The sequence below is a fragment of the Methylococcus mesophilus genome (assembly GCF_026247885.1).
Classification (GTDB): domain Bacteria; phylum Pseudomonadota; class Gammaproteobacteria; order Methylococcales; family Methylococcaceae; genus Methylococcus; species Methylococcus mesophilus.
Genome location: NZ_CP110921.1, coordinates 387,987 through 413,637 on the forward strand (window position 1 = coordinate 387,987; position 25,651 = coordinate 413,637).

Sequence of the window (25,651 nt, forward strand, 5' to 3'; positions counted from 1 at the left end):
GCCATGTCCAGAACAGCCAAACGCCTCCTGCTGGGCTTATTGAATCCCGCCGCGGCGATCGCAAACCGCCTGGAATCCTGGCGCCGCCTGTGGGCCCACGCGCGGCTCAAGGCGGCCCTCGATTCGCCCCTGGACCCCTCCGTGGTGGTGCTGGGGACGCCCGAACTGCACGGCAGCAGGAACATCCATCTGGGGCGGAACCTGTACCTCTATCCGGGGCTGTACCTGGAAACCCAGGATCGAGGCAGCATCGAGATCGGCGACGGCGCCGTGCTGTCGCGCGGGGTGCACATTGTGTCCTACGCCTCGGTCGTCCTCGAAGACGGCGTGATGGTCGGTGAGTACACCAGCATCCGGGACGCCAACCACCGTGTCGCCGAAGGCCGCTCCGTGCGGGACACCGGCCATGACGCCAAGCCGGTGCGGATCGGGCGCAACGCCTGGATCGGGCGGGGCGCGGTCATCCTGCGGGGAGTCACCGTCGGCGAGGCCGCCGTGATCGGCGCCAACGCGGTTGTGACGCGCGACGTGCCCGCCGGCGCGGTTGTGGCCGGGGTTCCCGCCCGTCCCATCGAGCGTGCACGCGGCGGCTGATGCTGTCCTACATCGCGCTGCTGCCCGGCATCGCGGCCTTCCTGATCGCCACCCGGCACGATACCCAGTACGCCTTTCTCCGCGTCTATCTGCCGGTGCTGCTGCTCCTTCCGGATTATTACCGCTGCATCTTTCCGGGCCTGCCGGACCCGACCTTCAACCAGGCGGCCTGCGTCGCGGTGGCGGCGAGCTTCGCGATGACCGGCTTTCCCGGCTACCGTTTCAGCCTGAACGATGTTTGGGTGTTCGGCTACGCGCTGTGCGTGTCGATTTCCGAATACCGCGCTTCCGGCTATTCCGACGCCCAGAACCTGATGTTCGCGATGCTGTTCAGCGGCGTCGTCCCCTATCTGCTGGCGAAGAGCCTGATCGAGCCGTTCGGCAACCGCTTCCTGTTCGCCAAGGTCTGCGTGCTGTCGATGGCGGCCGTTTCGATCCTGAACCTGATCGAGCTCCGCCTGGGGATGAACCCATGGCGCTTCGTGTTCGACCGGTTTTTTCCCGGCCAGGGGATGGAGTGGGTCACGACCTTCCGCTTCGGCTTGGCGCGGGCGGCGGGTCCCTACGCCCATGCCCTGCTGGCGGGGATTATGATGATCGTCGCTTTCCGCTTGCAGCGCTGGCTGCAATGGTCCGGTGCCTGGCCGGACAAGTTCCGGCTGCTGCCCTGGCTGCCCTACAAGCCGGCGCTGTGGCTGAGCCTCATCACCGCCGGCGGCCTGTTCATCACCTTGGCGAAAGGCTCCTGGCTCGCCGCCTTCATTGGTGCCGGGTTGGTCGCCGTGGGCAGAAGCAAGTACCGGCGGGTGGCGATGTCGGCAATCCTGAGCGGGATGGTCATCGTCGGAATTCCTGCCGTCATCGCCTTTCTCGATTACGCCTCCGTCGGCCGCGAAAACGCCAAGGACCCGAATCAGGAAACCGCCGCCTACCGGTACGAGCTGATCGAGCACTACATGGACATCGCCAACCAGGAGCCGCTATGGGGTTGGGGCCTGACCAAATGGCCGAAGGTGCCGGGCGCGGAGTCCATCGACAACCATTTTTTGCTGCTGCTGTTGATGCACGGCTACCTGGCCTCGTTGTTCTTCCTGCTGTTGCTGCTCGGCACGATGACTCGGCTCCTGATCTACGGGCTGCGCCAGCCGCCCACCGGCCCGCCGGGAAGCTCGCTGTCCTTCACGCTTGCCGGCATCTATCTCGCCTATTTCGTCGCCATCGGCACGGTGTTCATGGGTCAGCAGACGGTGCCGATGTTCTTCATGCTCACCGGCTGGGCGGAGAGCTACATGCAGCGGCGCAGTCGGGAATGGGGCGGGGCCGGCGAGGCTGTGCGGCGGTTCGAGGCGGCGGTGCCGTTCCGGTTCAGACGGGTCTTATGACGCGCTGGCCTCTTCGGTCTGGCTGACCAGCAGATTACAGAGAAAACCGATCAGCAGCAGGCCGGACGCCATCCACAACATGGCGAACCGGGCATGGGCCTCGGCGAGGCCGAGGCCGGTCAGCCAAGTTGCCGCCCGGGAAACCAGCGGCGGAACGGCTACCGCCGCCACCGCCCAGGCCGTCAGCAGGCTGCCGTAGACTTGCCCGATCCGAAGAGTTCCGAATAAATCCGCCGCATAGGCGGGCAAGGCCGCGAGTCCGCCACCGAAAAGGCTCACCGCGGCAGCGCAGCAAGCCACGAAAACAGGAACGTTGCCGGCCAGACCGGCGAAAGGCAGAGCCATGCAGAGCGCCGCTCCTCCCAGGAAGACCAGCGTATAGGCCGACTTGCGGCCGATGTGGTCGGACGCCCAGCCCCAGGCCAGACGGCCTCCGAGGTCGGCCAGCCCCAGGAACCCGACGAGTGCCGCGGCCGTGCCGGCCGCGTCGGGCATACCCCGCAGTATCGGCGCGGCCAGACTCGAAAGGCCGATTCCCGCGGCGGTACTTAGAGAGAACATCAGCCAAAGCAGGTAAAACCGCGGCGACCGCCATTCCCGTATCGTGGGGAGGGTGCCTTCCGAAGGCGGCACGCGGATGGCAAAACAACCGGCAAGCAGCAAGGCCAAGCCCAGTAATCCGAGCGCAAACACGGTTTCCGCCGTTCCCAAGGGTTGGGGATTGCCGACGATCCTCGGGATTGCGTCCGCCAGTGGCCCGGCCGACGCTATGCCACCGCCGAAACCCGCGAGCGCCAGCCCGGCCATCAGTCCGCGGCAAGCGGGAAAGGCTCGCATCAGGGCGGGCATCGCGGCCGCATACCCGAGCCCCAAGCCAAGGCCGACCGCAATGCCATAGCCGGGAAAAATCAGGACGGCAGTTTGGAGATGCGCGCCGAGCAGCACCGAGAGGAGACCGGCGAAGACGAAAACGCAGGCGGCGAAAAGCGGTGGGCGCGGTCCGGCCCGGTCGGCCCAGCGCCCGCCGAAGCCTGCCGACAGCCCCATGCCGAGCACGGTCAAACCGGACATCCACTCCCGCACCGGCTCGACGGTGGGCATTCTGAGGTTGGTCAGGAGCCCATCGGGCATGGCCAACGCATACAACAGGCCGACGCCCACAAATACGCCCAATGCGGCGACCGGGGCCGGCCAATGGCTGAACCCGGTCTGGGCCAAGTGCGAAGGAGAGTCGCCGGCCCGACGCTCATCGCGCGGCTTCCAGCCCAGCCTGGCCAGGGCACCGTAGACGATCTGCCGTTCGTCGGGCCGGGACAGGAAGGCGAACACGAGGCCGAGGGTGACTGCGGAATAGGCAACGCCCAGTAATGCCAATACTCCGAGAGCCTCCCAACGTGTGAGTTCGGCAAGTCCGGCCCAGCCGGAAACGGCTTGATAAGCCAAATAGCCTACCAGATAGGGCAGGGCGCCGATGGGGGCGACCTCTCTGAAAAACCGGAGCTGGCCGATACCCAATTGGGCATTGGCGTAAACGATGACGCCCAGGCTGCTTCCAATCCGGGTCAGCATGATCATCCCGGCCAGGGAGAGCAGGCCGGTTTGACCCCGCCACATCACCCAGGCCAGCCCAATCGCCAGCAGGACGATCTGCGGCACGATGAAGGCCCAGAAGGTGCGGGCGGGCGAATTCACCGCCTGGAAGTAGCTGGTGACCGGAGCCGTCAGCGCATGGACATGGAAACCGACCGCGGCGTAGAGCAGCAGGGTGCCGGCGTCTGCGATCGGGACGCTGTGGCCCATCCAGGCCGTGATGAGAACCGCCGAGAACGGCGCCATGAACCCCAGCGCCAAGCCGTTGAGCGCGTTCAGGTAGCGCGAGGAACGCAGATACAGCCGCACCAGTTCCTCGCGCTCTCCGAGCGTGTGCAGGTGCGTGATCGCCGACAGCAGGCTGTTGGTCGCCGAATTGAAGAGCTGGGTGGCCATCATCGGAAACTTCTGGCTGATGTCCAGCAGGCCGACGGCGCCGGGATTGTGGGTGACGTAGCCGGCCAGCGCCCGCTCGCTGGTATTCAGGAATACGCTGAGCAGGCCGTTCACCTGCATGACGCCGCCGTATTGCAGGAACGGCCGCCACGGGGCCTTTCCCAGCCCCCACAGATGGATGCGGAATCCAGGCAGCAGCCGGTGAAACCAGGTCAGGGTGAACGTCAGCGCGAACACGGCGCGCAGCACGTAGGCTGCCATCATCCCGACCAGACCCCAGCCCTGGAGCAGGAAGACGACGATCAGCACGGCCTCCAGGGTCGAGCAGACCAGCGAGATCACCGCATTTTCCGCATTACGGTGAATGCCCCCCATGACGTAGCCATAAGGAATCAGCAGTTCCAGCAGCATCGCCCCCACCACACCCAGTACCAGGATGCGCATCGTTTCCTGCATCCCCGGCTCGACGTGGAACCAGGCGTAGAGCCAGGGCATGGAGATCCACAACGCACCCAGGATGAGACTCCCGAGCGCCAGCGTCAGCCAGATGCCCGCGCCCATCATGCGGCCTATCTCGTCGAGCCGGCCGTGGGCGTAGTATTCGGCCGAATAGCGTATGTACACCCCGGCGATGCCGAAGGTGCTCATGCCGATGTATCCCAGCACCAGGAAGCAGGTGGCCCAGATGCTGTAGTCCTGCAGCGAAACGTGCAGGAGGATGAACGGGGGCAGGCCGACACGGGTGACGAGGTAGATCATCTGCCCCACGACGCTGGCGATGGCATTCCTGGACAGGCGGGTATGGGCGTTGCGGTGGTCGTCGGCCATGGAATGCAGTTCCGGTAAGTCGAGGGGCGCGTTATTTTGCCACGTGCGCCTGCCTCCGGCTGCGGTGCATCTGGCCGCACGATGGCTGCGGTATGATGGGCGGTAACGACCGGAGGAGGAAGCCATGCCGCTGATGGATTATTTCGACCGCTGCTACATCATCAATCTGCCCGAACGCAAGGACCGTCGGCGCGAGATGGAGAAAGAGCTGGAACGGGCCGGAATGTCCCCGGAGCCCGGACGGGTGGAGTTTTTCCCGGCAATCCGGCCCGAATCCGCCGGACCGTTCCCCAGCGTAGGCGCACACGGCTGCTTCATGAGCCATCTGGGCATTTTGCGCGAAGCCAGGGCCCAGGGTCTCCGCAATGTCCTGATACTCGAGGATGACCTCACCATCGATGCGCACTTTCCGGCGGTCGAAGAAAAGCTGCTCGGGGAGTTGCGGGCAACCCCGTGGGATTTCGCGTTCTTCGGCCATGTGCTGGAACTGCCCGAAGCCGGCCTGGACAGGGCGCATCTGGAGCCCTACGGCGGTCCCGTCGTCACCGCGCACTTCTATGCGGTCAACGGCACGGTCATCGAACGCCTCCTGGCTTTTCTCGACGCCCTGTTGCAGCGCCCGCCGGGCCATCCGGACGGGGGCCCCATGCACGTGGACGGGGCGTACTCGACGTTCCGGCAGCAGAATCCCGATGTCCTGACCCTGGTGGCGGTGCCCAGCCTCGGATGGCAACGCAGTTCGCGCAGCGATATCTATCCCAACCGGTGGTACGACCGCTGGCCTCTGGTGCGGACTCTGGTTGCCCTGGCACGCCGTGGCAAGGTATGGATGCGCGGCAACCGGCGGGTTTGAGACTTCGCCGGGCGGCGGACGCGGTGTCCGGGCCGATGGGCGGCCGTCGGAACGGCGGACTTTACACGGCAGCGCTGGCGCTGATTCTGACGGCCTGCGGTGAATCGGACTCTCCGGCGCCGGTGCCGGACTCCGGCTTTGGTATCGGCGTGAACGTCGCGGGCCTGGCCTACTATGGCACCGAAATTCCTTTCGTCGATCTGTTGAAACTCTCGGGGCCGTGGCTTACCCAGTGCCAGCCCGGGCGCGATCCGGGCTGCGGCGAGGAAGGCTGGCCTCCCGGCGCGAGCGCCTGGAACACGCTAGAGCAGGACAAGCTGGCGCTGGATGCGGCGGGCTATCCGAAGTCTTTGCCAGATTCGGCTCCAAGCTCCGCCACTGGCGTCCGTTTCACCTCCGTCGCGACGCTGGTGCCCACCGGCTTGAGTCGTTCACGCCCGGCCGGGCGCTTCATCGTTCTCTACCAGGGCAAGGGCACGCTCGGCTATGCGCGGGGAGCCGCCCGCAATCCCGCCTTGTCCGTGCCTGGACGGGACATCGTCGAGGTAACCGGCGACGGCAGCGATTCCTGGTTCGAACTCGCCATTCTGGCGACGGACCCGGCGGGCAGCGGCGACTACATCCGGAATATCAGCGTGATCCCGGAAGGCGGCACGTGCGACGGGCCGGCCCCCGCCTACTGCATGGATTTCGGGGCATGCGGAGAACAGCGCGCCTGCCGGCCGTTCGAGGAGGAGGGCCAGACCCGATTCTTCGATCCTCGCTTCCTGCGCAACCTGGCGCAGTTCCGCGCCATCCGTTTCATGGCCTACCAGAAAACCAACGATTCCGCCGCGGTGAGTTGGACTGATCGCACCGTTCCGGAGAGCCGAACCTGGGCGCTCGAGTCCGGTGATGGAGGGCCAGCCGAGATGATCCCGGCACTGGGCAACCGGCTGCAGGCGGACATCTGGGTGAACATGCCCGCCCGCGCCGACGACGGTTACGTCCGCCAGTTCGCCTCGCTGGTGCGGCGGGGACTCGACCAAGGCATCCAGGTGTATGTCGAGTATGGCAACGAAGCCTGGAACGATGCCTTCTCCGCCGGGCGCTGGATGGAGGAGCAGGCGCTGGCGAAATGGCCGGACGCGGGCGAGAGCGCATACGGCAAGAGGTTGCAGTGGTACGGAATGCGGACGGCGCAGGTCTGCGACATCTGGAAAGCGGTGTGGGCGGAAGAGGCGGACCGGGTCGTCTGCGTCATGGGAAGCCAGGCGGCCAATCCCTGGACCGCGCGCCAGGCGCTGGACTGTCCATTGTGGCGGGCCGAAAGCGGCGGCGCGCCGTGCTACCGCCATCATATTCGGGCTTTGGCCATCGCTCCCTATTTCGGCCATTACCTGGGCCTGCCTGAACATGCGGCGGCAGTGAAAAACTGGGGCGCCGATCCCGACGGGGGACTGCACCGCCTTTTTGCCGAGATCTTCCACGGCGGCGAGCTTCCCGGCGGCCCGGCCGGGGGGGCCTTGGAGGAAGCCAGGCGGCAGATACAGGAAAATAAGCGGCTTGCCGGCGAATACGGGCTGGCTCTGGTGGCCTATGAAGGCGGCCAGCATCTGGTGGGGGTGGGCGAGGCCGGCAACGAGCCGGCGATCACTGCCCTGTTCGTGGCTGCCAACCGGGACGACCGCATGGGTGATGCTTACCTTCGCCATCTGGAAGACTGGCGGGCGTCGGGCGGCGGACTCTACAACCTGTGGAACAGCGTGGGACCATATACCCGCTGGGGCAGTTGGGGCCTGCTCGAATACAGAGACCAGCCTGGCGCACCGAAATACGACGCGGTCAGGGCTGCGATGCCCCAGGAATGAGCGCGGGGCAAGGGATGACGCTTTTGTTATAATGGCCCGATTCTATCCTGGGCAGGCGTCCTCGCCGCGCCCATTCCCTACCGTTCGGTGCCGATGACAGCCTTCGCCAAAGAAATCATTCCGGTCAACCTCGAAGACGAGATGAAGCAGTCCTACCTCGATTACGCCATGAGCGTGATTGTGGGACGCGCCCTGCCGGATGCCCGCGACGGTCTCAAGCCGGTGCATCGCCGCGTGCTGTATGCCATGCACGAGCTCGGCAACGACTGGAACAAGCCCTACAAAAAATCGGCCCGCGTGGTCGGCGACGTGATCGGTAAATACCATCCGCACGGGGACACGGCGGTGTACGACACCATCGTCCGCATGGCCCAGCCGTTCTCGCTGCGCTACATGCTGATCGACGGCCAGGGCAATTTCGGCTCGGTGGACGGCGACCCGCCGGCGGCCATGCGTTACACAGAGGTGCGCATGGCCCGCATCGCCCACGATCTGCTGGCGGACCTGGAAAAGGAAACCGTCGATTTCGTCCCCAACTACGACGATTCCGAGAGCGAACCTTCGGTCCTGCCGACACGGATCCCCAATTTGCTGGTCAACGGTTCGGCAGGCATCGCGGTCGGCATGGCTACCAACATTCCGCCGCACAATCTCCGGGAAGTCATCGATGCCTGCCTGGCGCTGATCGAAAATCCCGAGGCGACGGTGCAGGATTTGATGGCATATATCCCCGGCCCCGATTTCCCCACCGCTGGCATCATCAACGGCGCCGCCGGTATCCGCGAAGCCTATCTCACCGGCCGCGGCCGCATCTACCTCCGTGCCCGTTGCCATTTCGAGGGCGAGGAGGGAGGACGCCAGAGCATCATCGTCGACGAACTGCCGTACCAGGTGAACAAGGCGCGGCTGCTGGAGAAGATCGCCGAGCTGGTCAAGGAGGGCAAGCTGGAAGGCATCTCCGGACTGCGCGACGAGTCGGACAAGGACGGCATGCGCATGGTGATCGAACTGCGGCGCGCCGAAGTGCCGGAAGTGGTGCTGAACAATCTCTACCAGCAGACACAGATGCAGAGCGTGTTCGGCATCAACATGGTGGCCCTGCTGAACGGCCGCCCGCGTTTGATGAATCTGCGCGAACTGATCGCCGCCTTCGTCGACCATCGCCGCGAGGTGGTGACCCGGCGTACTCTGTTCGAGCTGCGTAAGGCGCGCGAGCGGGCGCATGTATTGGAAGGCCTGGCGGTGGCGCTGGCCAACATCGACGAAGTCATCGAGCTGATCAAGACCTCACCGAACCCCGCCGAGGCCAAGGAGCGCCTGGTTTCGCGCGCCTGGCGGCCGGGCGCGGTGACCGAGCTGCTGGAGCGGGCCGACGCCGCCGAAGCCTCCCGGCCGCGCGATCTGGACCCGGTCTACGGCCTGCGCGAGGGCGCGTATTACCTGTCGCCGACCCAGGCCCAGGCCATCCTGGACCTGCGGCTGCACCGCCTCACCGGCCTGGAGCAGGACAAGATCATCGCCGAATACCGGGCGCTGCTGGAGCAGATCGCCGACCTGCTGGACATCCTGGCCAAGGATACGCGCCTGATGCAGGTGATCCGAGACGAACTGGCCGCCGTCCGCGAACAGTTCGGCGATGCCCGCCGAACCGAGATCATTGCCGACCGCCTCGATCTTTCCGCCGAAGACCTGATCACCGAGGAAGACATGGTGGTGACGGTATCGCACGAGGGCTACGTCAAGGCTCAGCCGCTGACGGATTACCGCGCCCAGCGCCGCGGCGGCCGCGGCAAGCAGGCGGCGGCTACCAAGGAAGAGGACTACATCGAGAAGCTGGTCGTGGCCAACACCCACGACACCATCCTGTGCTTCAGCAGCAGCGGCAAGGTGTACTGGCTCAAGGTTTACGAACTCCCAGTCGCCAGCCGAACCGCACGCGGGCGCCCCTTCGTCAACCTGCTGCCGTTGGAGGAAGGCGAACGTATCAACGCCATCCTGCCGATCCGTGAATTCGACGAAGCCCATTTCATCTTCATGGCCACCGCCTCCGGCACGGTCAAGAAAGTCGCGCTCAGCGAATTCGAACGACCGCGGCCGAGCGGCAAGATCGCCATCGAGCTGCGCGAGGACGATCGTCTGGTCAATGTAGCGATCACCAACGGCGAGCAGGACGTGATGCTGTTCAGCAGCGACGGCAAAGTGGTGTGCTTCAAGGAGACCGACGTGCGCGCAATGGGCCGCACCGCCGCCGGGGTGCGCGGCATGACCCTGCAGGAAGGGCAGAAAGTCATCGCCCTGATCATCGCCAGCGAAGGCACGGTGCTCAACATCACCGAAAACGGCTACGGCAAGCGCACGCGTCTGGAGGATTTCCCCCGCCACCGGCGCGGCGGGCAGGGCGTGATCGCCATCCAGACCAGCGCCCGCAATGGTGCAGTGGTCGGCGCCGCCCTGGTCGAGGACGACGACGAACTCATGCTGATCACCGACGCCGGCACCCTGGTGCGGACGCGGGTGGGGGAAATCTCCGTCCTGAGCCGCAACACCCAGGGCGTCACTGTCATCCGGCTGAACGGCGGCGAGAAGGTCGTCGGCATGGATCGTATCGGCAATCTGCCCGATTCCGAAGGGGAAGAACCGGAGGACGGGTCCGAAGACAGCGCGGACTCGGAATGAGGCCAACCGGGCGGGTCGTAGGTATCAATGAAATCTTGCAGATGTTCAATGCCGGATAGGGGAAGGCAATGAGTTCGGATTCCGAGCCGTCACGCCATCCCGCACGCCAACGAATCCCGGGAGTCTATCCATGACACGCATCTACAATTTCAGCGCGGGCCCCTCGATGCTGCCGGAGGCGGTGCTGCGCCGCGCCGGGGAGGAAATCCTCGATTGGGGCGACAGCGGCATGTCGGTGATGGAAATGAGCCATCGCGGCAAGCATTTCTGTTCCATCGCCGAAAGGACGGAAGCCGACCTGCGTGAACTGCTCGCCATTCCGCCGGAATACAAGGTGCTGTTCCTGCAGGGCGGTGCCACCGCCCAGTTCGCCATGGTGCCGATGAACCTGCTGCGTGACCGGGCTGCGGCCTGCTACGTCGATACCGGCATCTGGTCGGGAAAGGCGATCGAGGAGGCCAGCCGATATTGCGAGGTCGGCGTTGCGGCTACCGCCAAGGCGGGCGGTTTCACGACCGTGCCGCCGCGCAGCGAATGGCGGATCGATCCCGAAGCGGCTTATCTCCATTACACCAGCAACGAGACGATCAACGGCGTGGAATTCCAGGATGTCCCGGATTCCGCCGGCTTGCCCCTGGTGTGCGACATGTCCTCGAACATCCTGTCCCGGCCGGTCGATGTGAGCCGGTTCGGCCTGATCTATGCCGGCGCCCAGAAGAACATGGGGCCGGCGGGCATCACCGTGGTCATCGTCCGGGAAGACCTGATCGGCAAGACCATCCCCGGCACGCCCACCATGTTCGACTACAAGAAGCATGGGGACAACGGCTCCATGCTCAACACACCGCCGACCTACATCTGGTATCTGCTCGGACTGGTGCTGGAATGGCTGAAGCAGGAGGGCGGCGTGGCAGCCATGGAAGCGCGCAACATCCGCAAAGCGCAAAAACTCTATGCCGCCGTAGACGCCTCGGCGTTCTATTCCAATCCGATCGATCCCGCCTTCCGCTCGCGCATGAACGTGCCTTTCCGCCTCGCCGACGCCGGGCTGGAAAAGATCTTCGCGGCCGAGGCCGCCGGCCACGGACTGGTGGCGCTGGAGGGCCATCGCTCGGTCGGGGGCCTGCGCGCCAGCATCTACAACGCGATGCCCGACGCCGGGGTAGATGCGCTCATCGCCTTCATGGCGGACTTCGAGCGCAGGTACGGCTAGGAGGGCGCGATGTACAAGATACTGACATACAACAATATTTCCGTCGCGGGGCTGGAGCGCCTGCCGCGCGACCACTACGAGGTTGCTTCGGAGATCCAGCATCCGGATGCCATTTTGCTGCGGTCCTTCGATCTGCACGGCGTGGCGATCCCGGATTCGGTCCACTGCATCGGCCGGGCCGGCGCCGGGGTCAACAACATTCCGGTGGAGGAATGCAGCCGGCGCGGCATCCCGGTATTCAACGCGCCGGGCGCAAATGCCAATGCCGTCAAGGAACTCGTCGTCGCCGGGATGCTGCTGGCAGCGCGGCACATCTGCGAGGCCTGGGATTTCACGCGTTCCCTCGCGGGCGATGACGCGGCCATCGCCCAGGCGGTCGAACGGGGTAAGAAGAATTTCGCCGGCACCGAGCTGGCCGGCAAGACGCTGGGCGTGCTCGGTCTGGGAGCGGTCGGCGTCGGCGTCGCCAATGCCGCGGTATCCCTGGGGATGAACGTGGCCGGTTTCGATCCGGCGCTCACCGTGGAGCGCGCCTGGCAGCTTTCCGCCGCCGTCTCCCGCGCCGGCGGCATTGACGACCTGATCGCCCGCGCCGACTTCATCAGCCTGCACGTGCCGCTCAACGGCGAAACCCGGCACATGATCGGCGCCGGCCGGCTGGAATCCGTGAAAAAAGGGGCCGTGCTGCTCAACTTCTCGCGTGCCGGTATCGTCGACGAGCCTGCCGTACGCGCGGCGCTGGAGGACGGCCGGCTTTCCGCTTACGTCAGCGATTTCCCAACGGCCGGTCTCATGGGCCTTAAAGGTACCATTCTGCTGCCACACCTGGGCGCGTCGACGGTCGAGGCCGAGGACAACTGCGCGGTCATGGTCGCGGACCAGATCCGCGATTTCCTCGAAAACGGCAACATCCGCAATTCGGTCAACTATCCGACGGTCGAAATGCCGCGGTGCGACGCCCATCGCATCGGCGTCGCCAACGAGAACGTCCCCAATATGGTGAGCCAGATCTCGGCGGCCTTGGGGGAGGCGAACCTGAACATTCTCGAGCTGTTGAACAAGTCGCGCGGCGAATACGCCTATACGCTTATCGACCTCAACGCCGAAGTTCCGCCAGCGGTTCTGGACAGGATCGCGAAAATCCGCGGGGTCCTGTCCGTCCACCCCCTGTCCGCCTACGAATCCTAGGCCACAGCCTTTCTCAAGACCAAGCATGGCGAACGATCTCTCTCTCGCGGAACTGCGCGAACGCATCGACCAACTCGACGACCGGGTGCTGGAACTTCTCAACGAGCGGGCAAGATGTGCTCAAGAGGTGGCGGAGATCAAGGTCGCGGCGGGTGAGACCGACTGCTTCTACCGTCCCGAACGGGAAGCGGAAGTGCTGCAGCGGCTGGCGGCGGCCAATCCCGGTCCGCTCGGCAGGGAGGCCGTGATCCGCTTCTTCCGCGAAGTGATGTCGGAATGCCTGGCCCTGGAAAAGCCACTGAGCGTCGCCTTCCTCGGTCCGGAAGGGACGTTCACCCAACAGGCCGCGTACAGGCATTTCGGCCATGCTATCCAGGCCGTCCCACTGCCGGCCATCGACGAGATCTTCCGGGCGGTGGAGAGCGGCGCTTGCCATTACGGCGTGGTGCCGGTCGAGAATTCGACCGAAGGTGTCATCACCCATACCCTGGATAGTTTCGTCCGCTCCAGTTTGATCATCGCGGGTGAGGTACAACTGCGCATCCACCACAACCTGCTGTGCAAGGTCCCTGCGCCGTTGGATACGCTGACCGAGGTGTTCTCCCATCCGCAGTCGCTGGCGCAATGCAGGGAGTGGCTGGACCGTTTCGTCCCCGGTGCGCGGCGCACGCCGCTCGGCAGTAACGCCGAAGCCGCCCGCCGTGCGGCGGAAACCCCCGGCACGGCTGCGATCGCGGGCGAAGTTGCGGCGGGGCTCTACGGCCTGGAAATCCTGGAGCGCAATATCGAGGACGAACCCGACAACACCACGCGGTTCCTGGTCATCGGCGGCCAGCCGGTGGGGCCGACCGGTCGCGACAAGACTTCCCTGCTGCTGTCTACCCGCAACGATCCCGGTGCGCTCTTCCGGGTCATCGAGCCGTTCGCGCGCCTGGGAATCAGCATGACCAAGGTGGAGTCGCGGCCTTCGCGGCGCGGCATGTGGGACTATTTTTTCTTCATCGACGTGGAAGGGCATCAGGCCGGTCCCACCTTGGCGCAGGCCCTGGCCGAGGTGCGGGAACAGGCCAGCACGATGCGCATCCTCGGCTCCTATCCGCGTGCATTGAGCTGAGATTTTCGACATGAGCATCGCTTCACTCGCCGTCCCCGGCATTCGCGGACTCACGCCCTACCAGCCCGGCAAGCCGATTGCTGAACTGGAACGGGAGTTCGGTCTGCGGCGTATCGTCAAGCTCGCCTCCAACGAAAACCCTTTGGGCGCGAGCCCCAAGGCGCTCGAAGTCGTGCGGCGGATACTCGCCGGCAGCCACCTCTATCCCGATGGCAGCGGCTTCGAACTGAAGGCCACACTGGCGGAAAAACTGGGCGTCGATCCGGCGCAGATCGTCCTCGGCAACGGCTCCAACGACGTGCTCGATCTCGTGGCTCGAGTCTTCCTCGCCCCCGGACTCAACGCGGTATATTCCGAGCACGCCTTCGCGGTCTACCCCATCGCCACCCAGACGGCCGGGGCGGAGGGAAAGGCTGCCCCAGCCCACGATGGCGGCCGGGGGCCGCGCTTCGGCCACGATCTGGAGGCCATGCTGGACCGCGTCGATGCCGATACCCGCGTGGTCTTCGTTGCCAATCCGAACAATCCCACCGGGACACTGCTCGGCCGGTCCGAGTTGCATTCATTTCTGTCGGCGCTGCCCGAGCGCATCGTCGTGGTGGTGGACGAGGCTTATTTCGAGTACGCAAGTTCCCACGACTATCCGAATGCGCTGGACTGGCTGAGGGAATTTCCCGGCCTGATCGTGACCCGCACATTTTCGAAGGCCTACGGGCTGGCGGGCCTGCGGGTAGGCTATGCGGTCACCGGGGCGGAGGTCGCCGACCTGCTGAATCGGGCCAGACAGCCGTTCAACGTCAACGCCCTGGGGCTGGCCGCCGCGGCCGCCGCCCTGGAAGATGCCGAGTTCCTGGAAGCCACTGTGCGGGCAAACGACACCGGCCTGCGCCGACTGGAAGCCGGACTCCATGGACGGAGCCTCGATTTCATCCCGTCCGCCGGCAACTTCCTCAGCTTCGACCTGGGCCGGACGGCAGGCCCTGTCTTCGATGCTCTGCTGCGTGAAGGCGTCATCGTGCGTCCGGTGGGGAATTACGGCCTGCCGAACCATCTCAGGGTGTCGGTCGGCACGGTGGAGGAAATCGATATTTTCTTCGCCGCCCTGGACCGCGTGCTGGGACGATGATCCGCAGGCTCTGCATCATAGGGGTCGGCCTGATCGGCGGTTCGGCAGCCCGGCGCGCCCGCGGGTTTTGCGAGGAAATCGTCGGAATCGACGCGGATCCGGAGAACCTGCGGCGGGCTGAAACCCTGGGCGTCATCGATCGAGGCTGCGCCAGCCTGGAACGAGGCGTGGCTGCGGCCGATTTCGTGCTCATCGCGACGCCCGTCGGCGCGATCGAGCCGTTGTTTCGAGGGCTGCAGCCGCTCTGGCGGTCCGATTGCGTCTACACCGATGCCGGCAGCACCAAGGGCAATGTGGTGGAAGCCGCCCGGCGGGTGTTCGGCAAGGTGCCGCCCAATTTCATCCCCGGCCATCCGATCGCCGGCGCCGAGCGCAGCGGAGTGGAGGCAGCAGACCCTGATTTGTTCGAAGGTAAGCGCGTGATTTTGACGCCGTTGCCGGACAGCGCGCCGGGAGCGCTGGCGCGGGTGGATGCGTTCTGGACGCATCTGGGCGCGCGGGTCGAGCGCATGGAAGTCGGGCATCACGACGAGGTGCTGGCGGCGACCAGCCATCTGCCGCACGTGCTGGCTTTCACCCTGGCGCGGATGCTGGGCCGGAAAGACGAGCAGGCGGAGATTTTCCGCTATGCCGCGGGGGGCTTCCGCGATTTCACCCGCATCGCTTCCAGCGATCCCAAGATGTGGCTGGACATCTGCCGGGCCAACCGCGGACCGTTGCTGGAACTGCTGGGCGAATACGAAACGGCGCTGCGCGAAGTGGCGGGGCTGGTCCGCTCCGACGACGTCGACGGCTTGTACGCCTGCTTCAGCGAAGCCAGGGCCGCCCGCGAAAAATTTCTAAAGTTGACGGAAAGCAATCATGCATGACACAGATGTGGTTTTCACCGCCAGGCCGGGCGGGCGGATGCAGGGCGACATCCGGGTGCCGGGCGACAAGTCCGTCTCCCACCGCTCGGTGATGCTGGGTTCGCTCGCCGAAGGCATAACCGAAGTCAGCGGCTTTCTCGAAGCCGAGGACTGCCTGGCGACGATGGCAGCGTTCCGGGCCATGGGCGTCGTGATCGAAGGCCCGGAGAACGGCCGGCTGCGCATCCACGGCGTCGGCCTGCACGGGCTGAAACCGCCCGCGGCGGCGCTGGATCTCGGCAATTCCGGCACCTCCATGCGGCTATTGAGCGGGCTGTTGGCGGGACAGGCATTCGACACCACGCTGACCGGCGATGCCTCCCTGGTGCGCCGGCCGATGCGGCGCGTGACCGAACCGCTGCGCGCCATGGGCGCGCGGATCGACACCACCGAAGCCGGCACCGCGCCGCTGCGCATCGCCGGCGGAAGCCGCCTCAAAGGGATCGACTATGCGATGCCGGTCGCCAGCGCCCAGGTGAAATCCTGTTTGCTGCTGGCGGGCCTCTACGCGGAAGGGAAGACCTGCGTCACCGAGCCGGCGCCGACCCGCGACCACACCGAACGCATGCTGGCCGGCTTCGGATACCCGGTTGCGCGCGACGGCAACCGCGTCTGCCTCCAATCCGGCGGCAAGCTTTCCGCGACCCGTATCGACGTGCCGGCGGACATTTCCTCAGCGGCGTTCTTCATGGTCGGCGCGGCGATCAGCCCCGGCTCCGATGTGCTCCTGCGCCATGTCGGGATCAATCCGACCCGTACCGGCGTCATCGAAATCCTGCGCGAAATGGGCGCCGACATCGAGATTCTCGACCCTCGCGAAGTCGGCGGCGAACCGGTGGCGGACATCCGCATCCGCCACCGCGAACTGCGCGGCATCCGCATTCCCGAGCACACCGTGCCGCTGGCCATCGACGAGTTTCCGGCCCTGTTCGTCGCCGCCGCCTGCGCCCGCGGCGAGACCGTGCTGACCGGCGCAGAGGAACTACGGGTCAAGGAAAGCGACCGCATCCAGGTCATGGCCGACGGACTGGTTGCGCTGGGCATCGATGCCCAGCCGACGCCTGACGGCATGATCGTGCAGGGCGGCAGGCTCCGCGGCGGCGCGGTCGATTCGCGCGGCGATCACCGCATCGCCATGTCGTTCTCGATCGCCGCCTTGCGCGCCTCCGGTCCTATCGAGATCCACGATTGCGCCAACGTTTCGACCTCGTTCCCCAACTTCGTCGCGCTGGCGCGGACACTGGGTCTGGACATCGGGCTGAGCTGAATCGCCATGCACAATCCTGTTCCCGTACTCACCATTGACGGCCCCAGTGGGGCAGGCAAGGGCACCGCGGCTCGCGCAGTCGCCGCCCGATTGGGTTGGAACTTCCTCGACAGCGGAGCGATCTACAGAGCACTGGCAGTCGCGGCGATGGACCGGGAGGTTTCCTGCGAAGACGAAGCGGCGCTGGAGGCGCTCGCCCATTCGCTCGATCTGGTTTTCGAAGCGACCGCCGTCCCGCGTGCGCTCTTGTGGGGTGCCGACATCGGCGATCGGATCGTGACCGAGGAATGCGGCAATCTGGCGTCGAAAGTGGCGGCTTTCCCGCGGGTCCGCCAGGCGCTTCTCGAAAAGCAGCGTAGTTTCCGCCGACCGCCGGGCCTGGTGGCGGACGGACGCGACATGGGAACGGTGGTTTTCCCGGATGCACTTTACAAAGTGTTTCTCACCGCGAGCGCGGAAGTCCGCGCGCTTCGGCGTTATAACCAGTTGAAAGAGAAAGGCATAGATGTTAGCCTTGCCAACTTGACCGAAGAGATCGAAGCGCGTGACCGGCGCGATCGGGAGCGGGCAACCGCCCCGCTCAGAGCCGCGGACGGCGCTGTGGTCATCGATTCCTCGGATTTATCCGTCGAGGAAGTGATCCTGGCGTGTCTCGCCGTAGCGGGATCGCGCTGAGAGTCCTTAAGGTCATACAGCATAGGGTGTGTTCGTCCGCAGAGCGGGGGAACACGGTCATAAACCAACTTAAACTTACTACGTCCGATTTTTACCTCGGACGCCGGAATCATAGATCATGGGCGAAAGCTTTGCAGAACTGTTTGAAGAAAGTCTGGCGAAAGCCGAGATGCGCGCTGGCAGCATCATCACCGGCACGGTCGTCGACATCGGCACCGACGCGGTGGTTGTCAATGCCGGACTGAAATCCGAAGGCGTCATCCCGAAGTGGCAATTCCTCAATGCCGACGGCCAACTGGAAGTCCAGGTGGGCGATCAGGTCGAGGTGGCCCTGGACATGGTGGAAGACGGCTTAGGGGCGACCCTGCTGTCCCGCGACAAGGCCAAGAAGCTCAAGGCCTGGGATGACCTGGAAAAAGCCTTCGAAGGCAGCGAAACCGTCGTCGGCCGCATCGTCGGCAAGGTTCGCGGCGGGTTTACCGTTGCGATCGGCGCTCTGCGAGCTTTCCTGCCCGGTTCGTTGGTAGACGTGCGCCCCGTGCGCGACACCACCTTCCTGGAAGGACGCGACCTCGAATTCAAGGTCATCAAGATTGACCAGAAGCGCAACAACGTCGTGCTGTCGCGGCGTGCCGTCGTCGAATCCGAATTCAGCGCCGAGAAGGAAGCGCTGATGGAAAGCCTCAAGGAAGGCGCCATCGTCGCCGGCGTGGTCAAGAACCTCACCGATTACGGCGCGTTCATCGACCTGGGCGGCATCGACGGCCTGCTGCATATCACCGATATGGCCTGGAAGCGCGTGCGCCATCCGTCCGAAGCCGTCCAGATCGGCCAAGAACTGCAGGTCAAGGTTCTCAAGTACGATCAGGAGAAGAACCGCGTATCCCTGGGTCTCAAGCAACTCGGCGAAGACCCGTGGGTCAATATTGCCCGCCGCTATCCTTCCGGTACCCGCTTGTTCGGCAAGGTCAGCAACCTTACTGATTACGGCTGCTTCGTTGAGCTGGAAGAAGGCGTCGAGGGTCTGGTCCACGTCTCGGAGATGGACTGGACCAACAAGAACGTCAATCCGTCGAAGGTCGTTCAGCTCGGCGATGAAGTCGAGGTCATGGTCCTCGACATCGACGAGGAACGCCGCCGCATATCCCTGGGCATGAAGCAATGCAAGATGAATCCCTGGGACGAGTTCGCTACGACTCACAAGAAGGGCGAGAAGATCAGCGGCACGATCAAGTCGATCACCGACTTCGGTATCTTCATCGGCCTCGACGGCAACATCGACGGGCTGGTCCATCTCTCCGACATTTCGTGGTCCGTAACAGGCGAAGATGCCATTCGCCAGTTCAAGAAAGGCGACGAGCTGGAAACCGTCATCCTGGCGATCGACCCCGAACGCGAGCGCATCTCGCTGGGCATCAAGCAGCTCGAACAGGATCCGTTCCAGAACTTCCTGGCGGCTCACGACAAAGGTTCGATCGTGCGCGGCGTAGTCAAGGAAGTGGATGCCAAGGGCGCAGTCATTACCCTGGCGGACAATGTGGAAGGCTATCTGCGCGCTTCCGAGATCCAGCGTGACCGGGTCGAAGACGCGCGGGCACTGCTGAGCGTAGGTGACGAAGTCGAGGCCAAGTTCATCGGCGTCGACAAGAAGACCAAGTCGATCTCTCTGTCGGTCAAATCCAAGGACCAGGACGAGGAAGCGGCGGCGATCAAGGACTACTCGCAACAGGCATCCGGTACGCCGACCCTCGGCGATATCTTCAAGGAGCAGATGGAAAACCGCTGATCGTTCCGGTTTTCCCTGGTGGAAGGGACCTTGAACGTCCCTTCCGTTTCACTTTTTGGAACCTGGAAATCGACATGACTAAATCGGAATTGATCGAATCCCTGGCCGGAAAGTATCCGCATCTGTCTCCCCGGGACATCGAATATGCCATCAAGGAGATGATCGGCTACATGAGTGAGGCGCTGGCAGGGGGCGAGCGCATTGAAATCAGGGGGTTCGGCAGCTTCTCTCTGCATTATCGGCCTCCTCGCGTCGGCCGGAATCCCAAGACCGGCGAATCCGTTCACCTTCCTTCGAGGCGCGTTCCGCATTTCAAACCCGGCAAGGAGTTGCGCGACCGGGTCAATCCGATCAAGGAATAAGACCTGTATCGGAGGGGTCGAGTTCGCCTCCCCCCTCCCTGGGCGAATCGCGGGGTATCGGAATGCCGGACGGCACCATGCTCGAACTGTTGACCCTGCTGCTTCCGGTCGCTGCGGCTTCCGGCTGGTATGCCGCCACCAGGCACCACGGGCGGTATCTGTCGGGCGAGCGGAAAGACAGTATCCGACGAGCCTATCAGGGACCCGCAGATCCCACCATCGGCGTGAGAGCCGACGAGACCTTTTATCTGCTCAGACAAATCGCCGATTCCAGCACCAAAACCCTGGAACTGCAACTGGCTCTCGGCAGCCTGTTCCGCAGGAGCGGCGAACTTTCCAAGGCGATCGAACTGCACGAACGCCTCCATTCTCAGCCTCAGTTGACGAACGAGCAGCAACATGCCATTCGATTCGAACTCGGCATGGATTATCTGAGCGCGGGTTTGCTGGATCGGGCCGAAAACGTCTTTGCGGATCTGACGGCGAGCGCTTCACATGGCAAAGCCTCTCTCCAGCAGATGCTGGCGATCTACCAGAGCGAAAAGGATTGGGTAAGGGCGGCCGAGTGTGCCCAGTCGCTCAAGAAGCTCGATGCGGGCCAGCGCAATGCCACTTTGGCCCATCTCCTGTGCGAGCAGGCTGAATCGGCGGTCGCCCGGGGGGAAACGGTTAAGGCACAGACACATCTCCAGCAGGCCCTGGCGGAAGATCCGCGCTGCGTTCGGGCGACCCTCCTGAAATCACGGCTCGCGTTGCAACGGCAGCATTGGGCGGAAGCGGGTGTCCTGCTGCGATCGGTAGAGTTCCAGAATCCCGCCTTTCTTCCGGAAGTCATCGGGCAATTGCGGCTCTGCCACGCCAATCTCCGGGACATGGATGGATATTTGACCTATCTCGACTATGTCTACCAGCGCTATCGTGCGGATGCGGCCGCCTTGCTCCTCGCCGATGAACTGGCGCAACGGGAAGGGGCGTTTGCAGCAGCAAGCTATCTGACGGCGCTTCTGTCCGAACGGTCGAGCCTGAATCTGATCCGCCGCACGCTGCATTATGCCGGATCGGCCACCTGCATCGACAGTGATTGCGTGTCGGTCCTGCGACGCTGTCTGACCGCTCTCGACAGCCTTGCCATGCAACAGCCCGGTTACGGCTGCATCCAATGCGGATATGAATGCCGTGAGCTGCATTGGCATTGTCCGACCTGCCGCGGCTGGGGAACGATCCAGCCGGCCGGTTCAGGCGTCGGCTTCATCGGCAAGAACCCAGCGACACTCCCATCTTGACGGATGAACCAGCCTGTAATTTCGAGCTCCAACGCGCGTGGCCGGTACCGAAGAGGACGATTACAGTCGACCCCATGTTGAAGCGGCCGATTTCGGCGCATCGTTCGAAACTGAGGCCTTGCGTCGAATAATCCCACCGCCGGATCGTCTTGGAGCGGGGAGGTGTGACTTCGCCATGCCACACCGTCTCGATGCTCGACACGAAAATCGCCCCAACCAGAATGACCGCCATCGGGCCCGCGGCGGTGTCGAAATAGCAGATCACCCTTTCATTGCGCGCGAAAAGATTCGGAACGTTTTCCGTCGTCGCGACGTTTACGCTGAATAGCTCGCCCGGCACATGAGTCATGGCCGCCAGAGTGCCGGCTACCGGCAGATGGATACGATGGTAGTCGCGAGGCGAAAGATAGACGGTGACGAAGCTGCCGCTCTCGAATTTCTCCGCCTCGCCTTCATCGCCGCCGAGCAGATCCGCCAGTTTGAAGCTGTGTCCTTTGGCCTGGAACAGCAGTTTGCCCTCGATGGCGCCGATCTGGCTGATCGCGCCGTCCGCTGGGCAAGCGATCGCGTCCGGCTCGCTGCAGATCGGCCTGGCGCCGGTTTTCAGCGCGCGTGTGAAGAACGTGTTGAAGCAGTCGAAAGAGTCCAACGAATCGCATGCCGCCTCGGTAAGATCCACCCGATAGAGTTTGCAAATCGCTCGGATCATGGCGTTCTTGACCCAAGGCCGGCGAATACGGACGGCCGTATGCATGAGCCGTGAAACGCCGTGCTGGGGCAGCAGATATTGGAGGCCGGCAAACAGCTTGGACGAAAAGGCAGCCATGGTCATTCTTTGATGTGAATTCGGGCGAAGCGATGATTGTCATCGAGAAACAGTGTGACATCGGCGCGCGCTGGCATTTCCGCCAGCATATGCCGCGTCAAGCGTTCGTAATGCATGATAAAGCGCCGCAGGGCTGTTTCGTCCATCAGACGGTGACCCGGAGAGCCGTTCTCCCGGATCGCTGCTGCGAGTTTTCGCTCCTGCAAGCTCCTCCACTGGTGCACGCATTCCATACCGGGGACCTTCAGCATGATGAGCCGGTCCAGCCGACCGAACAGTTCCGCATAAGGTCCGAGGAGCTGTTCGTTGACATGGGTCCGCCAGCGGCCGTCCTCATCCTCCTCGGCCTCCAGGGCATTGATCGGACGGAGCAGTTCCTCCTGAGTTTGAGGGGCACAGCCGACGCACCAGCCTTCGAAGATAACGATATCGACAGGGGCTTGCGTAAGAGGCCAGGCGGACATCGGACGCCGGTCGTCGACCGACTTGTCGAATGCCGGCAAAGCCACGGAGCTTTCCGAGCCGGCTGTTGTCAGACGATCGAGCGTTTCCAGCCCCAGGCCTACATCATGGGTACCGGGGACGCCTCGCGTCGCCAGCAGGGGGTGAATCTCCCGCGCCAGCCGCTCTCGTTCCGCTCTCGTCTTGTAGATATCGTCGATGGAAAAGCCGGCAACCCTGCACCCATAGCCCTCGCGCAGAATCAGAGCCAGGGATTCGCACAGCGTCGACTTCCCGGAGCCTTGCGCGCCGTTGACGCCGAGCACGAACGGCCCATCCTTCTTGTGTGACACAACCCAGGCAGCGAGCGGCAAATAGACTCTCGCCAAGGGTTCGGCCAGCGTGAAGGGTATGCGCTGCTTCGCCATCGAAACAAGGAAACCCGGCCGGACCCGCTCCCAGATCAGCCGGTATGCGTCATCCGGCAATATCCTGGCAGGCCACAACGGAGATGAAGCAGTGGCCATTACCTGCAATCAGGCCACCTGGTCCCCCGGGGGGCGCCCGTTAAAAAACGCGGTGATGTTGTCGATGACGCGCATGCCCATGGCGATCCGCGTTTCCTCCGTGGCACTGCCAAGATGGGGAAACAAGACGGCGTTGTCGAGCTCGAGAAAACCCGGATTCAGCCGGGGTTCGCCTTCGTAAACGTCCAGGCCCGCGCCCCGGATGCGCCGGCTCCGCAGTGCGTCGATCAGGGCTTCGCTGTCGACGACGTCCCCGCGGGCGGTATTGATGAGATAGGCGTGGGGTCTCATTCGAGCCAAGCGCTCCGCACCGATCAAGTGCCGGTTTTCCTTGCTGCCGGGACAGTGGAGCGCAACGAAATCGGCCCGTTCCAGCACCTCCTCCAGCGTGCCGCACTGCTCGGCGCCCAGGGCATCGATCGCGTTCTGCGGTGGTGGGAAGGGATCGTAGAAAATGACGGACATGTCGAAGCCGAAATGGGCTTTTTTTGCCATGGCGCGGGCAATCCGGCCGAAACCGACGAGTCCCAGGGTCTTGCCCGTCACCTTGGTGCCGAGCATGTGGGTGGGGCGCCATCCCGTCCATAGGCCGCCACGGACCTCCCGCTCACCCTCTCCGCCCCGGCGGGCGACCTCGAGCATGAGCAGCATCGCGATGTCGGCGGTACAGTCGGTCAGCACGTCCGGGGTGTTGGTTACGGCGACGCCGCGCCGCCTCGCGGCTTCGAGGTCGATATGGTTGAAGCCTACGCCGAAGTTACCGAGGATCCTGCAACGCAGCGGCTCCGTGGCCAGCACGTCGGCATCGATGGTGTCGGTGACCGTGGGCAGCACCGCGTCGTAATTGCGGAGGGCCGCCTTCAGCTCTTCCGTATTCAGCGGATGGTCGTCGGCGTTGAAGACCGTGTCGAACGATTCCCAGAGTCTGCTTTCACAAGATTCCGGCCAGCGTCGCGTCACCAGGACTTTGGGTTTGCTCATGCTGCAGTTCCAAAAAGGGGAGGGCGCACCTAATAGCGCGCCCCCGTGGCATCTTGCCTCGCGCCGACGATCTGTCTCGACGCGAGATCTGGTGGGTCAAGTCCGGGCCTTGATTGCCGGAGCTGTTTCGCGCCAGTAGGTGCTGGCAGCCGCGATGCCGCTGCCAGGCGTCACCGGGATGCCCACGTCCAGCATGGCCATTTCAGAACCCACGATGGCGCTGGACAGACTCAATTCGTTGAGGTCACCCAAGTGACCGATGCGGAAGACCTTACCGGAAACCTCGGTCAGACCCGCACCCAGCGACAGGTCGTAGCGGTAATAAGCCGTGTGGATCACGTCGCGCGCGTCGAACTCGGGCGGCACAACGACGGCCGAAACGGTGTTCGAATACCATTTCGGATCCTGGGCGCAAACCTTGAGACCCCAGGCGGACACCGCTCGGCGGACGCCTTCGGCCAAGCGGGCATGGCGGGCATAAACGTTCTCCAGACCTTCCTCGAGCAGCAGTTCCAACGACTTGCGCAAGCCGTACAGCAACGGAATCGACGGCGTATAGGGAAAGAAGCCGCCGGCGTTGTGAAGGATGTGATCGTTGATGTCCAGGAATGCGCGCCTGCACTTAGCAGACTCGCGGGCCTTGAGTGCCTTTTGGCTGAATCCCAGGAGCGCCAGGCCAGCCGGTAGCATGAAGCCTTTCTGGGAGCCGGCCACACCGATGTCAACACCCCATTCGTCCATGCGGAAATCGAGGGAGCCGATCGAACTCACGCCGTCCACATAGAACAGGGCAGGGTGGCCGGCCGCGTCGATGGCCTTGCGCACGGCCGGAAGATCGTTGGTTACACCGGTCGCAGTTTCGTTGTGGCAGATCAGAACCGCCTTGATTTCACGTGCGGTATCGGCCTTCAGGCGCGCCTCCAGTCGGTCCAGCGGTACACCTTGGCCCCACGGTACTTCCTCGTATTCCACTTCGAGCCCCAAGCGCTTGGCCAAGTCGATCCAAAGATGGCTGAATTGCCCGAAGCGGTAGGACAAGACCTTGTCGCCGGGAGAAAGCGTGTTCGAGAGAGCGATTTCCCAACCCGCGGTTCCCGTGGCCGGAAATACGAAGCATTGTCCTGCTTCCGTTCGGAATATTTTCTTCAGATTCTCCAACAGCGGGCTTACAAGGGCAGGGAAGTCCGGCCGCCGATGGTCCTCCATCGGCACGTGCATCGCGCTAAGAACGGCATCCGGGATATTCGTTGGACCGGGAACGTAAAGATGGTTGCGACCAGGCATCAAATTCACCTTGAGTTTAGGATTTGGATATTGCTCTTGTTGGTAGAGGTGCGGACGGAAACAGGACGAACCTCGGCACGGAAAGTCGCGACAAAGCCGGTCCATCCCCTCAGGAAGGAGGGCAATCATGCCACAGCGGCCGGACATTCTTCAATAATGAAGCGCTCTTGACATGATTGTGATCAAAAAAGATAATGCCTCTTTTAGAGGACAGTGTGTCATGCTGCCCTCCATGCAACGCACTGTCTCTCGTTTTTGGCATGCAGACAGATCAACGGTGGCGTAGCTCAGTTGGTTAGAGCGAGGGATTCATAACCCCTAGGTCGGCGGTTCAATTCCGCCCGCCACCACCAAATCACAGCTTTACGTCGTCTTACAACTCCCCAATGCTCTACAAGCTTCTAGGCTTGGCGTCTTTTTTGTTGCCGCTGCACCTCCCAGCAGGTACCGTCAAAGCCCATCACTTCCTTCCGTAGGCGGTCGAACTCCGCCTGCACGAAA

20 protein-coding genes and 1 tRNA gene are annotated in these 25,651 nt (G+C 63.7%); 16 read left to right on the forward strand and 5 right to left on the reverse strand.

Features of this window, described 5'->3' with window-relative positions:
• Positions 1-3 precede the first annotated feature (3 nt).
• Complete coding sequence (locus OOT43_RS01890) at positions 4-594, forward strand: acyltransferase (RefSeq protein ID WP_266022978.1); 591 nt, start codon at positions 4-6, stop codon at positions 592-594.
• A complete protein-coding gene (locus OOT43_RS01895; RefSeq protein ID WP_266022979.1) occupies positions 594-1,976 on the forward strand; it encodes an O-antigen ligase family protein in 1,383 nt (460 codons plus the stop codon). Before OOT43_RS01890 ends, OOT43_RS01895 begins: the two co-directional genes overlap by 1 nt.
• Here the strand turns inward: OOT43_RS01895 and OOT43_RS01900 are convergent.
• Positions 1,971-4,790 (reverse strand): MFS transporter, encoded by a 2,820-nt coding sequence (locus OOT43_RS01900; RefSeq protein ID WP_266022980.1) that lies wholly within the window; start codon positions 4,788-4,790, stop codon positions 1,971-1,973. The genes OOT43_RS01895 and OOT43_RS01900 overlap by 6 nt on opposite strands.
• A 124-nt stretch (positions 4,791-4,914) precedes the next feature.
• On the opposite strand from OOT43_RS01900, the gene OOT43_RS01905 reads away from it, so the two are divergent.
• The 13 genes from OOT43_RS01905 (at position 4,915) to lapB (ending at position 21,091) form a co-directional block, all read left to right on the forward strand.
• A complete protein-coding gene (locus OOT43_RS01905; RefSeq protein ID WP_266022981.1) occupies positions 4,915-5,643 on the forward strand; it encodes a glycosyltransferase family 25 protein in 729 nt (242 codons plus the stop codon).
• Positions 5,616-7,493 (forward strand): cellulose-binding protein, encoded by a 1,878-nt coding sequence (locus OOT43_RS01910; protein WP_266022983.1) that lies wholly within the window; start codon positions 5,616-5,618, stop codon positions 7,491-7,493. Before OOT43_RS01905 ends, OOT43_RS01910 begins: the two co-directional genes overlap by 28 nt.
• A 93-nt stretch (positions 7,494-7,586) precedes the next feature.
• Positions 7,587-10,169: a DNA gyrase subunit A gene (gene gyrA, locus OOT43_RS01915; protein ID WP_266022984.1), complete on the forward strand. Its 2,583-nt coding sequence runs from the start codon at positions 7,587-7,589 to the stop codon at positions 10,167-10,169.
• 130 nt (positions 10,170-10,299) lie between these two features.
• The gene (serC, locus tag OOT43_RS01920; RefSeq protein WP_266022985.1) at positions 10,300-11,382 is read left to right on the forward strand and encodes a 3-phosphoserine/phosphohydroxythreonine transaminase; all 1,083 of its coding nucleotides are present in this window, start codon (positions 10,300-10,302) and stop codon (positions 11,380-11,382) included.
• A gap of 9 nt (positions 11,383-11,391) precedes the next feature.
• Entirely contained in the window at positions 11,392-12,570 is a 1,179-nt protein-coding gene (locus OOT43_RS01925; RefSeq protein ID WP_266022986.1) for a phosphoglycerate dehydrogenase, read from the forward strand.
• 25 nt (positions 12,571-12,595) lie between these two features.
• Positions 12,596-13,684: a prephenate dehydratase gene (pheA, locus tag OOT43_RS01930; RefSeq protein ID WP_266022987.1), complete on the forward strand. Its 1,089-nt coding sequence runs from the start codon at positions 12,596-12,598 to the stop codon at positions 13,682-13,684.
• A 10-nt stretch (positions 13,685-13,694) separates the two neighbouring features.
• Positions 13,695-14,810, forward strand: coding sequence for a histidinol-phosphate transaminase (gene hisC / locus OOT43_RS01935; RefSeq protein ID WP_266022989.1), 1,116 nt, complete (start codon positions 13,695-13,697; stop codon positions 14,808-14,810).
• On the forward strand, positions 14,807-15,679 hold the full coding sequence (locus OOT43_RS01940; RefSeq protein ID WP_266022990.1) for a prephenate dehydrogenase: 873 nt from the start codon (positions 14,807-14,809) through the stop codon (positions 15,677-15,679). The genes hisC and OOT43_RS01940 overlap by 4 nt, the downstream gene beginning before the upstream one ends.
• Complete coding sequence (gene aroA, locus OOT43_RS01945; RefSeq protein ID WP_266022991.1) at positions 15,672-16,985, forward strand: 3-phosphoshikimate 1-carboxyvinyltransferase; 1,314 nt, start codon at positions 15,672-15,674, stop codon at positions 16,983-16,985. The genes OOT43_RS01940 and aroA overlap by 8 nt, the downstream gene beginning before the upstream one ends.
• A 6-nt stretch (positions 16,986-16,991) precedes the next feature.
• A complete protein-coding gene (gene cmk, locus OOT43_RS01950; RefSeq protein ID WP_266022992.1) occupies positions 16,992-17,660 on the forward strand; it encodes a (d)CMP kinase in 669 nt (222 codons plus the stop codon).
• Positions 17,661-17,778: 118 nt separating this feature from the next.
• Positions 17,779-19,446 (forward strand): 30S ribosomal protein S1, encoded by a 1,668-nt coding sequence (rpsA, locus tag OOT43_RS01955; RefSeq protein WP_266022993.1) that lies wholly within the window; start codon positions 17,779-17,781, stop codon positions 19,444-19,446.
• Between the two features lie 74 nt (positions 19,447-19,520).
• The gene (locus OOT43_RS01960; RefSeq protein WP_266022994.1) at positions 19,521-19,808 is read left to right on the forward strand and encodes an integration host factor subunit beta; all 288 of its coding nucleotides are present in this window, start codon (positions 19,521-19,523) and stop codon (positions 19,806-19,808) included.
• A 77-nt stretch (positions 19,809-19,885) separates the two neighbouring features.
• Positions 19,886-21,091 (forward strand): lipopolysaccharide assembly protein LapB, encoded by a 1,206-nt coding sequence (gene lapB / locus OOT43_RS01965; protein ID WP_266022995.1) that lies wholly within the window; start codon positions 19,886-19,888, stop codon positions 21,089-21,091.
• Here lapB and asd read toward each other — a convergent pair.
• The 4 genes from asd to OOT43_RS01985 all read right to left on the reverse strand — a co-directional run bounded on the left by asd (position 21,057) and on the right by OOT43_RS01985 (position 25,150).
• Positions 21,057-21,923: an archaetidylserine decarboxylase gene (gene asd, locus OOT43_RS01970; protein ID WP_394358028.1), complete on the reverse strand. Its 867-nt coding sequence runs from the start codon at positions 21,921-21,923 to the stop codon at positions 21,057-21,059. The two genes, lapB and asd, sit on opposite strands and share 35 nt — an antisense overlap.
• On the reverse strand, positions 21,920-22,846 hold the full coding sequence (locus OOT43_RS01975; protein WP_266022997.1) for a hypothetical protein: 927 nt from the start codon (positions 22,844-22,846) through the stop codon (positions 21,920-21,922). Before OOT43_RS01975 ends, asd begins: the two co-directional genes overlap by 4 nt.
• Positions 22,847-22,894: 48 nt before the next feature.
• Entirely contained in the window at positions 22,895-23,866 is a 972-nt protein-coding gene (locus OOT43_RS01980; protein WP_266022998.1) for a 2-hydroxyacid dehydrogenase, read from the reverse strand.
• Between the two features lie 96 nt (positions 23,867-23,962).
• Positions 23,963-25,150 carry an aminotransferase class V-fold PLP-dependent enzyme gene (locus OOT43_RS01985; RefSeq protein ID WP_266022999.1) on the reverse strand — a complete coding sequence of 396 codons (1,188 nt, stop codon included), beginning with the start codon at positions 25,148-25,150 and terminating at the stop codon, positions 23,963-23,965.
• Between the two features lie 276 nt (positions 25,151-25,426).
• On the opposite strand from OOT43_RS01985, the gene OOT43_RS01990 reads away from it, so the two are divergent.
• Positions 25,427-25,503: transfer RNA gene (locus OOT43_RS01990), tRNA-Met, on the forward strand.
• The last annotated feature ends 148 nt before the right edge of the window (positions 25,504-25,651 follow it).

Bases quoted from the DNA above. Each gene is read 5' to 3' on its own strand.
- OOT43_RS01890 (WP_266022978.1), top strand. From the start codon at position 4: ATGTCCAGAACAGCCAAACGCCTCCTGCTGGGCTTATTGAATCCCGCC.
- OOT43_RS01895 (WP_266022979.1), top strand. From the start codon at position 594: ATGCTGTCCTACATCGCGCTGCTGCCCGGCATCGCGGCCTTCCTGATC.
- OOT43_RS01900 (WP_266022980.1), bottom strand. From the start codon at position 4,790: ATGGCCGACGACCACCGCAACGCCCATACCCGCCTGTCCAGGAATGCC.
- OOT43_RS01905 (WP_266022981.1), top strand. From the start codon at position 4,915: ATGCCGCTGATGGATTATTTCGACCGCTGCTACATCATCAATCTGCCC.
- OOT43_RS01910 (WP_266022983.1), top strand. From the start codon at position 5,616: ATGGATGCGCGGCAACCGGCGGGTTTGAGACTTCGCCGGGCGGCGGAC.
- gyrA (WP_266022984.1), top strand. From the start codon at position 7,587: ATGACAGCCTTCGCCAAAGAAATCATTCCGGTCAACCTCGAAGACGAG.
- serC (WP_266022985.1), top strand. From the start codon at position 10,300: ATGACACGCATCTACAATTTCAGCGCGGGCCCCTCGATGCTGCCGGAG.
- OOT43_RS01925 (WP_266022986.1), top strand. From the start codon at position 11,392: ATGTACAAGATACTGACATACAACAATATTTCCGTCGCGGGGCTGGAG.
- pheA (WP_266022987.1), top strand. From the start codon at position 12,596: ATGGCGAACGATCTCTCTCTCGCGGAACTGCGCGAACGCATCGACCAA.
- hisC (WP_266022989.1), top strand. From the start codon at position 13,695: ATGAGCATCGCTTCACTCGCCGTCCCCGGCATTCGCGGACTCACGCCC.
- OOT43_RS01940 (WP_266022990.1), top strand. From the start codon at position 14,807: ATGATCCGCAGGCTCTGCATCATAGGGGTCGGCCTGATCGGCGGTTCG.
- aroA (WP_266022991.1), top strand. From the start codon at position 15,672: ATGCATGACACAGATGTGGTTTTCACCGCCAGGCCGGGCGGGCGGATG.
- cmk (WP_266022992.1), top strand. From the start codon at position 16,992: ATGCACAATCCTGTTCCCGTACTCACCATTGACGGCCCCAGTGGGGCA.
- rpsA (WP_266022993.1), top strand. From the start codon at position 17,779: ATGGGCGAAAGCTTTGCAGAACTGTTTGAAGAAAGTCTGGCGAAAGCC.
- OOT43_RS01960 (WP_266022994.1), top strand. From the start codon at position 19,521: ATGACTAAATCGGAATTGATCGAATCCCTGGCCGGAAAGTATCCGCAT.
- lapB (WP_266022995.1), top strand. From the start codon at position 19,886: ATGCTCGAACTGTTGACCCTGCTGCTTCCGGTCGCTGCGGCTTCCGGC.
- asd (WP_394358028.1), bottom strand. From the start codon at position 21,923: ATGACCATGGCTGCCTTTTCGTCCAAGCTGTTTGCCGGCCTCCAATAT.
- OOT43_RS01980 (WP_266022998.1), bottom strand. From the start codon at position 23,866: ATGAGCAAACCCAAAGTCCTGGTGACGCGACGCTGGCCGGAATCTTGT.
- OOT43_RS01985 (WP_266022999.1), bottom strand. From the start codon at position 25,150: ATGCCTGGTCGCAACCATCTTTACGTTCCCGGTCCAACGAATATCCCG.